General features: G+C 45.1%; 11 protein-coding genes and 1 pseudogene. 9 read left to right on the top strand and 3 right to left on the bottom strand.

Translation table 11 applies throughout. The features are described 5' to 3' along the window. Together L1D11_RS06120 and L1D11_RS06115 are read left to right on the top strand one after the other, a co-directional pair. The coding region (locus L1D11_RS06120; RefSeq protein WP_239862285.1) for an ISL3 family transposase at positions 1 to 690 on the top strand (690 nt) is incomplete at its 5' end. Then, the gene (locus L1D11_RS06115) at positions 656 to 889 is read left to right on the top strand and encodes a transposase (protein ID WP_239862283.1); all 234 of its coding nucleotides are present in this window, start codon (positions 656 to 658) and stop codon (positions 887 to 889) included. The genes L1D11_RS06120 and L1D11_RS06115, both read left to right, overlap by 35 nt. 4 nt (positions 890 to 893) lie before the next feature. Here the strand turns inward: L1D11_RS06115 and L1D11_RS06110 are convergent. After that, positions 894 to 1097, bottom strand: a pseudogene (locus L1D11_RS06110) (transposase); the annotation flags it as partial. Positions 1098 to 1198: 101 nt separating this feature from the next. Next, a complete protein-coding gene (locus tag L1D11_RS06105) occupies positions 1199 to 1642 on the bottom strand; it encodes a CBS domain-containing protein (RefSeq protein WP_239833158.1) in 444 nt (147 codons plus the stop codon). 258 nt (positions 1643 to 1900) lie between these two features. Here L1D11_RS06105 and queA point away from each other — a divergent pair, with 258 nt between their 5' ends. The 5 genes from queA to secF all read left to right on the top strand — a co-directional run bounded on the left by queA (position 1901) and on the right by secF (position 7551). Next, the gene (gene queA, locus L1D11_RS06100; protein WP_004740349.1) at positions 1901 to 2953 is read left to right on the top strand and encodes a tRNA preQ1(34) S-adenosylmethionine ribosyltransferase-isomerase QueA; all 1053 of its coding nucleotides are present in this window, start codon (positions 1901 to 1903) and stop codon (positions 2951 to 2953) included. Positions 2954 to 3134: 181 nt separating this feature from the next. Continuing rightward, the gene (gene tgt / locus L1D11_RS06095) at positions 3135 to 4271 is read left to right on the top strand and encodes a tRNA guanosine(34) transglycosylase Tgt (protein ID WP_004740348.1); all 1137 of its coding nucleotides are present in this window, start codon (positions 3135 to 3137) and stop codon (positions 4269 to 4271) included. 111 nt (positions 4272 to 4382) lie between these two features. Beyond that, on the top strand, positions 4383 to 4712 hold the full coding sequence (gene yajC / locus L1D11_RS06090; RefSeq protein ID WP_004740347.1) for a preprotein translocase subunit YajC: 330 nt from the start codon (positions 4383 to 4385) through the stop codon (positions 4710 to 4712). A gap of 20 nt (positions 4713 to 4732) precedes the next feature. Continuing rightward, complete coding sequence (gene secD / locus L1D11_RS06085; RefSeq protein WP_345772745.1) at positions 4733 to 6589, top strand: protein translocase subunit SecD; 1857 nt, start codon at positions 4733 to 4735, stop codon at positions 6587 to 6589. 14 nt (positions 6590 to 6603) lie between these two features. Further along, a complete protein-coding gene (gene secF / locus L1D11_RS06080) occupies positions 6604 to 7551 on the top strand; it encodes a protein translocase subunit SecF (RefSeq protein ID WP_004740345.1) in 948 nt (315 codons plus the stop codon). Positions 7552 to 7830: 279 nt separating this feature from the next. Here the strand turns inward: secF and suhB are convergent, their stop codons facing one another. Then, positions 7831 to 8634 (bottom strand): inositol-1-monophosphatase, encoded by an 804-nt coding sequence (gene suhB / locus L1D11_RS06075; RefSeq protein WP_128161879.1) that lies wholly within the window; start codon positions 8632 to 8634, stop codon positions 7831 to 7833. 181 nt (positions 8635 to 8815) lie between these two features. On the opposite strand from suhB, the gene trmJ reads away from it, so the two are divergent. Next, positions 8816 to 9544, top strand: coding sequence for a tRNA (cytosine(32)/uridine(32)-2'-O)-methyltransferase TrmJ (gene trmJ, locus L1D11_RS06070; protein ID WP_239833157.1), 729 nt, complete (start codon positions 8816 to 8818; stop codon positions 9542 to 9544). A 117-nt stretch (positions 9545 to 9661) separates the two neighbouring features. Then, positions 9662 to 10183 carry a Fe-S cluster assembly transcriptional regulator IscR gene (gene iscR, locus L1D11_RS06065; protein ID WP_032498688.1) on the top strand — a complete coding sequence of 174 codons (522 nt, stop codon included), beginning with the start codon at positions 9662 to 9664 and terminating at the stop codon, positions 10181 to 10183. The last annotated feature ends 14 nt before the right edge of the window (positions 10184 to 10197 follow it).

The following is a 10197-nucleotide window of genomic DNA, read 5'->3' as shown; positions in this document are numbered from 1 at the left end:
GTGAAATGGGAAGAGCTAAGGCAACTCGTCATGGACGAGTTCGCGATCTTTAAAGGACATCGATATGCCACGGTCATCGCTGACGCAAAGACTCACCAAGTCATTTGGATAGGATTAGGTCGTAGCCGCAAAGACATACGGCCGTTCTTCGAGCAGCTAGGTGAGCATGGGATAAATATCGAAGCCGTCGCGATGGACATGAATACGGCTTTCGATCTTGAAGTTCAAGCGCACTGCCCGAACGCAAAAATCGTTTACGACTTGTTCCATGTTGTCGCTAAGTTCGGCCGTGAGGTGATGGATAGAGTCAGAGTCGACCAAGCCAACAAACTCAAGCAAGATAAAAAAGTGAGGCAATGGGTGAAGCGTTCACGCTGGGTGTTGTTGAAAAATAGAGGTAACTTAAATAGACGACAAGATAGCTATCTTACAGAAATATTGAATATCAATAAGGACTTAATGACCACTTATATACTCGGAGCCCAACTCAAAGAGCTTTGGTATTGTGAATCAGAAGTACATGCAAAAGGGCTCTGGGAGGTGTGGTGGGCACAAGTACAGGAGAGTGGAATTAAGCCATTGCAAGAGTTCGCACGAAAACTGAGTCCTTATCTTCACGGCATTATCGCATCGGCAAGTTATCCGCTTAACGGAGGTGTGGTGGGCACAAGTACAGGAGAGTGGAATTAAGCCATTGCAAGAGTTCGCACGAAAACTGAGTCCTTATCTTCACGGCATTATCGCATCGGCAAGTTATCCGCTTAACACMTGCACATTGGAAGGGATAAACAACAAGATAAAACTAATCAAGCGAATGGGATATGGGTATCGAGATACAGACTACTTCTTCTTGAAGATAAAAGCGGCTTTCCCCGGAAAGCCGCGATGAACCTTTTTTTTGACCAAAACTTAAATCTTCTGTAAACGGTACTCTGAACTCAGAGGGTAGATCTCGCCAAGGAATACCTGTTCTCATTCGATAAAGTATTCCTTCAAATGTCATTCGATGTTCAGTTTTATCGTAAATACGATCTGTACTTTTCATAACTTAGAGTACCAGTTCCCAGCGAATATCAGCCAAGCATCGTTCTTGGCATTGGTTATGGTTTTACTTTTGGCGAAGCAAATTATAACCCTTTACCATGCTGTTCAAAAAAATACTCACGAAAGATCAACATGCCCTAGTAAAGCAAGCTACCTAAATATCGACTTCCTCCGGCTCTGCGTCTTCTTGTAGTTCTAATAAATTGATCGCTATCGTAACGAAATCACTGTCGGTGATGATGCCAACCAGTTCGCCGTGGCTGACCACTGGTAAGCAGCCCACTTTGTGTTTCTGCATGTAAATAGCAGACTCTTTTAACCCTGCTCGAGGCTCTACAGACATAACGTTTTTGTGCATGATGTCATTTAGGGGAGTTGATAGGGTAAAAGATTGAGCTGGCGGAATGTTTTGTAGGCTAGATTCTTGGGCGGCGAGAACGTCTCGTTGGGTGACTACGCCCAATAGTTTTCTATCGGCATCGACGACTGGGATATGGCGGATATCAAGCGCTTCCATGGTGTGCTTAGCATCGGCCAATGAATGTGAGCGCAATAAAGTATGAGGGTTGCGAGTCATCATATCTTCAACCTTGATCATACGAACCTCCTTATTATTTATTTGTTGTTCTCACTATAGTTTTTTATCCAAAAAATAACTGAGAGCTGGCGCATTTTTGAATGAGTTTTACACAACTATTTCATTTTATCGGAGAGCGGATTAAGTCGCATAATTTTACGCCTCCTAACAATAATCCATTGCTGTAAACCTTGCTATTGCGGCTCGTGTGCCTATACTAGCCCACTGCGAAATTTTTAGTCGCGTCTACTCATTCATCAACCAAACAAGACCAGAAAAATGCAAGTTTCAGATTTTCACTTTGACCTACCAGATGAACTCATTGCTCGCTACCCTCAAGAAGAGCGTACAGCAAGCCGCCTGCTTAAATTAGATGGCAATAACGGCAACCTAACTGATGGTTCGTTTAAGGACGTTTTAGATTTGGTGGAACCAGGCGATCTGGTTGTTTTCAATAACACGCGCGTTATCCCTGCTCGTGTATTTGGTCGCAAAGCTTCAGGCGGTAAGCTTGAGGTGTTGGTTGAGCGTATGCTGGATGAGAAAAGCATTCTGGCTCATGTCCGTTGTTCTAAGTCACCAAAGCCGGGAACTAAGCTGTTCCTTGGTGAGAATGATGAGTACGAAGCAGAAATGGTCGCGCGTCATGATGCGTTATTTGAAATCCATTTTACATCTGATCAAAGCGTTCTAGAGATTCTGAACAGCGTTGGTCACATGCCACTGCCTCCTTATATTGATCGCCCGGATGAAGACGCAGATAAAGAGCGTTACCAGACGGTCTATAATGAAAAGCCAGGTGCAGTAGCTGCGCCAACAGCGGGTCTTCACTTTGACGACAAGCTAATGGCCGACATGAAAGCTAAAGGTGTTGAGTTCGCTTATGTAACGCTACACGTTGGCGCGGGCACATTCCAGCCAGTAAAAGTAGACAACATCAACGATCACCACATGCATGCAGAGTACGTTGAAGTACCGCAAGAAGTGGTGGATGCGGTTGCGGCAACGAAAGCTCGTGGCGGACGTATTATCGCAGTGGGTACAACATCGGTTCGTTCTTTAGAGAGTGCAGCACAAGACGCTCTGAAAAATGGTACAGAATTAGTGCCGTTCTTTGGTGATACAGAAATCTTTATTTTCCCTGGTTACGAATACCAGTTGGTCGATTGCCTTATCACTAACTTCCACTTACCTGAATCGACTCTTATCATGTTGGTGAGTGCGTTTGCAGGTTACGACCATGTGATGGCTGCATACGATCATGCAGTGAAGAGCGAATACCGCTTTTTCAGCTATGGTGACGCGATGTTCATCAACAAGAAAACCAGCTAATTTAAGCTGGTTATAAGCGATATAAATAAGAATTTACGGGTGCTAGCAGTAAGCTAGGAGTCGGGCAGGGTCTCTGTCTAATCTCTCGCAAGGAATACGCGACCGCTCCTCATAGAGTATTAAGGCTAACTTAAGCTCTGAATTAACAGTCAGATTGTTTCTCTGGCATATTGGAGGCTTCGTGAAATTAAAATACGAACTTAAAAAAACTAACGCTGGTGCGCGTCGTGGTCAACTTCAGTTTGAACGCGGTACCGTTGAAACACCAGCATTCATGCCTGTAGGTACTTACGGTACTGTAAAAGGTATGACTCCTGAAGAAGTAAAAGACACAGGTGCTGAAATCTTACTAGGTAACACGTTCCACCTATGGCTACGCCCTGGTCAAGAAATCATGAAAATGCACGGTGACTTGCACGATTTCATGAACTGGCAAGGTCCTATCCTGACCGATTCAGGTGGCTTCCAAGTATTCAGCTTAGGTGCGATGCGTAAAATCACTGAAGAGGGCGTTCATTTCCGTAACCCTGTAAACGGTGACAAGATCTTCATGGACGCTGAGAAGTCGATGGAAATCCAAAAAGACCTAGGTTCAGACATCGTAATGATCTTCGATGAGTGTACGCCTTACCCTGCGACACACAAGGAAGCAAAAGACTCAATGGAGATGTCTCTTCGTTGGGCTGAGCGTTCTCGTAACCACTTCGACAAACTTGAAAACCCGAACTCACTATTCGGTATCGTTCAAGGTGGTGTATACGAAGACCTACGTGATGTATCTGTTAAAGGCCTAACTGAAATTGGCTTCGACGGTTACGCGGTTGGTGGTCTAGCAGTAGGTGAACCAAAAGAAGACATGCACCGCATTCTTGAGCACACTTGTCCTCAACTGCCTGAAGATAAGCCGCGTTACCTAATGGGCGTAGGCAAACCGGAAGACCTAGTTGAAGGTGTTCGTCGTGGTATCGACATGTTTGACTGTGTAATGCCAACGCGAAATGCACGTAACGGCCACCTGTTTGTGACTGAAGGTGTGATCAAGATCCGTAATGCGAAGCATAAAACCGATACAACACCACTAGATTCAGAGTGTGACTGTTACACTTGTAAGAACTACAGCAAGTCGTATTTACACCATTTGGATCGTTGTAACGAAATCCTAGGTGCTCGACTGAACACGATTCATAACTTGCGTTTCTACCAACGAGTAATGTCTGACATTCGTCAGTCTATCGATGAAGACCGCTTTGAAGAGTTCGTTGCAGAGTTCTACGCAAGAATGGGGCGTGAAGTGCCACCACTAGGTAAAGAATCTTAGTATTTCTTTTTTGCGAGCCCTGTCTCTCTTCGGAGGGATGGGGCTTGAAAATAAAGGGATACAACCCAATTAGACAAACAATTACGAAAATATAAATAGAGGATGTTTTAAATGTTTATTTCTCAAGCTCACGCAGCAGCAGAAGGTGCACCAGCAGGCGGCGGTTTCGAAATGCTTATCATGCTAGGTATGTTCGCTGTAATCTTCTACTTCATGATCTACCGTCCACAAGCTAAGCGCGTTAAAGAGCACAAGAACCTAATGGCTTCTATGGGCAAAGGCGACGAAGTTCTTACTAGCGGTGGTCTGATCGGTAAAATCACTAAGATTGCAGAAGACAACGACTACGTTGCTATCGAACTGAATGCAAACAACGAAGTAGTTATCAAGAAAGACTTCGTTACAGCAGTGCTACCAAAAGGTACTCTGAAATCTCTATAAACAGCTAGAGGATCCTCGCTGTGCTAAACCGTTATCCGTTATGGAAGTACCTGATGGTGGTGTTTACCATTGCCATCGCTGCGTTGTACGCACTTCCAAATATATACGGTGAAGATCCGGCAGTTCAAGTTACAGGGGCGCGTGGCGCCTCTGTAGATATGTCTACGCTGGATGCTGTCACCAATGCTCTTGAAGCAGAAAACCTTTCAACTAAATCCGTTGCTCTCGAAAACGGTTCCATTCTTGTTCGCTTTAACGATACAGACTCTCAAATTAGTGCTCGTGATGTTATCACTGAAGCATTAGACGAAGACGTTATCGTTGCATTAAACCTAGCGGCTTCAACTCCGGATTGGCTTGAATCTATTGGTGCTGCACCAATGAAACTTGGTCTTGATCTACGTGGTGGTGTTCACTTTTTAATGGAAGTGGATATGGACGCGGCGATGCAAAAGCTGGTTGGTCAACAAGAAGAAGCATTCCGTAGTGAACTTCGTGAAGAGAAAATCCGTTACCGTGCTATTCGTCCATCGGGCAAAGATGCGGTTGAAGTGATTCTACGTAACGAAGAGCAGCTTGCTGAAGCGAAATCGCTACTGCAATCTAAGCACCAAGATATGACGTTCGTAGATTCTGAATCTAACGGCCGTTTCTCTTTGGTTGCAAGCTTTACAGAGGCTCGCCTTCAAGAAATCCGTAACTACGCGGTTGAGCAAAACATTACCATTCTACGTAACCGTGTTAATGAACTTGGTGTTGCTGAGCCTTTGGTTCAACGTCAAGGTTCTAGCCGTATCGTAGTGGAATTGCCTGGTGTTCAAGACACTGCGCGTGCTAAAGAAATCCTTGGTGCGACAGCAACGCTTGAATTCCGTGAAGTTGATAGCAGTGCTGACTTAGCCGCTGCTGCTTCTGGTCGTGCCCCTGCAGGTAGCGAAATCAAGCAAGACCGTGATGGTCGCCCAGTGGTGCTTAAGAAGCGCGTTATCCTAGGTGGTTCTAGCATTACAGATGCAAGCTCAAGTGTTGATGAATATGGTCGTCCTCAAGTTAACATCTCGCTAGACAGTGAAGGTGGTAGCAAGATGTCTGCGTTCTCTCGTCAAAATATCGGTAAGCTAATGGCAACCGTATTTGCAGAGTACAAAGACAGCGGTCGTAAGACTCCTGAAGGCAAAGTGATTCTTACTAAGCATGAAGAAGTGATCAACCAAGCGACGATTCAATCAGCTCTTGGCCGTAACTTCCGTATTACTGGTATTGACTCTACTGCTGAAGCTCATAACTTGGCACTTCTACTTCGTGCAGGTGCTCTGATTGCGCCTATCTCGATTGTTGAAGAACGTACGATTGGTCCATCTATGGGTCAACAAAACATCGATATGGGTATCATGGCGATGGTTTGGGGTATGGCTGCAGTAATGCTATTTACGCTGCTTTACTACCGTAGCTTTGGTCTTATTGCGAACGTTGCGCTAATGGCGAACTTGGTATTGATTATTGGTGTGATGTCGATGATCCCAGGTGCAACCATGACCCTGCCAGGTATTGCCGGTATCGTATTAACGGTCGGTATGGCGGTCGATGCCAACGTACTGATCTTTGAGCGTATACGTGAAGAGCTTCGAGAGGGACGCAGTCCACAACAAGCGATTCACCAAGGTTACGCGAACGCATTCAGCACAATTGCCGATGCGAACATCACCACGCTTCTAACGGCAATCATTCTATTTGCAGTTGGTACTGGTGCGATCAAAGGCTTCGCGGTAACGCTGTCTATCGGTATCCTGACTTCTATGTTTACAGCTATTGTCGGAACACGTTGTATCGTGAACCTGATGTATGGCGGCAAACGCGTTAAGAAACTGTCGATCTAAGGCTAGGAATTAATATGTTTCAGATTCTAAAAGCAGACAAAATGATCGACTTTATGCGTTGGTCAAAGGTTGCCTTTGTTCTTTCTATCTTGATGATTGGTACGGCTATCTTCACTCTTGCAACGAAATCGTTGAACTGGGGTCTAGACTTTACTGGCGGTACTCTGATTGAAGTAGGTTTTGAGCAACCAGCACACCTTCCTGATATCCGTAGTGCACTTGAAGCTGAAGGCTTTGGTGATGCAACGGTACAGAACTTCGGTTCAGCTCGTGATGTAATGGTTCGTCTACGCCCTCGTGACGGCGTTGCAGGCGAGACACTTGGTAACCAAATCCTTTCTGCTATCGAGAAAGGCACAGGTGAACAAGTTGAAATGCGTCGTATCGAGTTCGTTGGTCCTAACGTAGGTGATGAGCTAACAGAAGCGGGTGGCCTTGCTATCTTGGTTTCTCTTATCTGTATCTTAATCTACGTATCAGTGCGATTCGAATGGCGCTTGGCGGCAGGTGCGGTACTTGCACTGGCGCACGACGTTATCATCACGCTGGGCGTATTCTCTCTAATGCAAATTGAGGTCGACCTTACCATCGTAGCAGCTTTGCTAACGGTAGTTGGTTACTCCCTCAACGATACCATTGTTGTATTTGACCGTATTCGTGAGAACTTCCGTAAGATGCGTAAAGGCGAAGCACCTGAAGTACTGAACAGCTCAATCACACAAACATTGAGCCGTACATTGATCACTTCTGGTACAACCTTGTTCGTAGTTATCGCACTGTTTGTTCAGGGCGGCGCTATGATTCACGGTTTCGCGACTGCACTTCTACTGGGTATTACGGTTGGTACTTACTCTTCTATCTACGTTGCATCAGCACTAGCTATGAAGTTGGGTATTACGCGTGAACACCTAATGCCACCACAAGTGGAAAAAGAAGGTGAAGAGTTTGACGAAATGCCATAAGCCTTGGCTTAATACGTTTCGCTAAACCAGAAAAACCGCTAGGCAACTAGCGGTTTTTTTATGCCTGCATTTTGTAGGAAAACTCAATACAAATTACGTTCGAGGTGAGTTGCACTTAATGTCATGAGCGCTATTCTGCTCGAATCTCGAATCTCGAATCTCGAATCTCGAATCTCGAATCTGCATCCCTGAACCACAGATACAAAAAAGCCCCGCATGTGCGAGGCTTTGAATTTTTTAGCGCTCTATTAAATAGAGACTATCAACGTAAGGCCTGAATTACTTCAGCATACCTTCGTTTGCGTTCTCACGAACGTGCTTAAGAATAGCTTTAACACCACGTGCGCTAGAAGCTACAACGTTACCAGACTTCATGTAGTCAGTACCGCCAGCGAAGTCAGTTAGGATTGCACCAGCTTCACGAGCGATTAGATCGCCAGCTGCTAGGTCCCAAGGTTTTAGGTCTAGTTCTAGGTAACCGTCAACACGACCAGCTGCTAGGTAACATAGGTCAAGTGCTGGAGAACCAGTACGACGGAAGTCAGAACAGTCGATGAATAGACCAGAGATGATCTTCATGAAAGACTCAGAGTGTTGCTTAGCTTTGAATGGGAAACCAGTTGCTAGAACAGTACCTTGAAGGTCTTTAAGTTGAGTAACACGCATACGAGCGTTGTTTAGTTGAGCACCAGCGCCACGCTGAGCTGTGAATAGCTCGTTTAGCATTGGGTCGTAAACACAAGCAACTTCTGTACGACCGTTCATGCGAACAGCGATAGATACAGAGAAGTGAGGGAAACCTTTTACAAAGTTGTTGGTGCCATCTAGTGGGTCAACGATCCATTGTACGTCAGAGTCTTTACCTTCGATTAGGCCTTTCTCTTCAGAAATAATGCTGTGCTCTGGGTAAGATGCTTTGATTGTCTCAATGATCATGTACTCAGCTTCTTGAGCAATGTTAGTAACGTAATCGTTGTTACCTTTTAGAGACGTTTCGATCTTATCAGTTGTTTCTAGAGATTTAGCAATATGGTTGCCAGCTTTACGCGCAGCGCGTATCGCAATGTTTAGCATTGGATGCATATGGTTTTTCCCACAAGATGTTAAAGAACAATTTAAAGCGGCGGCGAGTATACCAAAGTTTTACCAAAAGGGAAGTGGTTATTTTTTGAACTCTTAGATTCACATTACACTAAGGGTCTGACCATTTTACTTTGCGATGTGTTAATATCTCGCGATTATTTTTAAAGTGGTGTCATATAGCATGTTAGACAATGTAAAAGTCGTTCTGGTTGGTACGTCTCATTCGGGAAATATCGGATCAGCAGCTCGCGCAATGAAAGTGATGGGTTTAAGTCAGTTAGTTCTTGTAGACCCTCAGTGTGAAGTTGACGAGCAGACCTTAGCACTGGCTGCAGGCGCTGGTGACATCGCTGAAAACGCAGTGATCGTTTCTACGTTGGATGAAGCTGTAAGAGACTGCGGTTTGGTTGTCGGTTCAAGTGCTCGTTCGCGTACCCTTGAGTGGCCAATGCTTGAGCCTCGTGAGTGTGGTAAAAAGTTTGCTGTTGAAGGTCAAAAGCACCCAGTGGCGTTAGTATTCGGTCGTGAGCGCACAGGCCTGACGAATGAAGAACTACAAAAGTGTCACTACCACGTATGTATTCCTGCAAACCCTGAATACAGCTCGCTAAACCTAGCGATGGCTGTGCAGACACTGAGCTACGAAGTACGTGTTGCCCACCTTGATATGGTGGCTAGCCAATACAAGCCACAGCCTCTAGATGAGTACCCTCGTCACGATGAACTAGAAATGTTCTATGAACACCTTGAAAAAGTCATCATCGATACCCAATTTATCTCTAAGGATAAACCAGGACAGGTGATGAATAAGTTACGTCGCCTGTTTAGTCGTGCGCGTCCAGAACTTCAAGAAATCAACACGCTTCGTGGTATTTTGACTTCTATCGAGAAGAGCAAAAACAGCCAGTAAAAGCCATACTCATCGCAAGGATGAATACCTGACTAAAATAGTCAGGTAAAATACTTGACCAATTTAGTCAGGTATGGGAAGATTCCAACCACATAAACAATGTGGATACGGTGTGATATGAAACTTACATCTAAAGGAAGATATGCGGTAACGGCTATGCTAGATGTAGCACTGCATTCGCAAAAAAGCCCAGTTCCTCTGGCTGACATCTCAGAGCGACAAGGCATCTCGTTATCTTACTTAGAGCAACTTTTTTCTAAGTTACGTAAAGCTGGTTTAGTTGCTAGTGTTCGTGGCCCAGGTGGTGGTTACCGTCTTGGCGCTGAAGCGGGCGACATCGCTGTCGGAACTGTGATTGCAGCAGTTGACGAATCAGTAGATGCGACTAAGTGTCACGGTCGAGCAGATTGCCAAGGTGGCAGTCGTTGTTTAACTCACACCCTTTGGCGTGATTTAAGCTCCCGAATCAGCAGCTTCTTAAACGATATTACGCTCGGTGAGCTGATGAAAGATAACGAAGTTTTAGAGATTTCCGATCGCCAAGATATTGATCTTGCTGTTAATAATAGTTTTGCACATAAAAATACGAGCACTACAACGATTAGTGCAGCACCTCACGGTGTTAATGCCCGCTCATAGCGGTCAGTTTTTAC

Origin of the sequence: Vibrio sp. Isolate32, assembly GCF_022397955.1 — a bacterium.
GTDB lineage: Bacteria > Pseudomonadota > Gammaproteobacteria > Enterobacterales > Vibrionaceae > Vibrio.
This window is presented reverse-complemented; position numbering and strand designations above follow the sequence as displayed.

Excerpts from the sequence above, each read along its gene's own strand:
- L1D11_RS06105 (WP_239833158.1), bottom strand. The coding sequence starts at position 1,642 with ATGATCAAGGTTGAAGATATGATGACTCGCAACCCTCATACTTTATTG.
- queA (WP_004740349.1), top strand. The coding sequence starts at position 1,901 with ATGCAAGTTTCAGATTTTCACTTTGACCTACCAGATGAACTCATTGCT.
- yajC (WP_004740347.1), top strand. The coding sequence starts at position 4,383 with ATGTTTATTTCTCAAGCTCACGCAGCAGCAGAAGGTGCACCAGCAGGC.
- secF (WP_004740345.1), top strand. The coding sequence starts at position 6,604 with ATGTTTCAGATTCTAAAAGCAGACAAAATGATCGACTTTATGCGTTGG.
- suhB (WP_128161879.1), bottom strand. The coding sequence starts at position 8,634 with ATGCATCCAATGCTAAACATTGCGATACGCGCTGCGCGTAAAGCTGGC.
- trmJ (WP_239833157.1), top strand. The coding sequence starts at position 8,816 with ATGTTAGACAATGTAAAAGTCGTTCTGGTTGGTACGTCTCATTCGGGA.
- iscR (WP_032498688.1), top strand. The coding sequence starts at position 9,662 with ATGAAACTTACATCTAAAGGAAGATATGCGGTAACGGCTATGCTAGAT.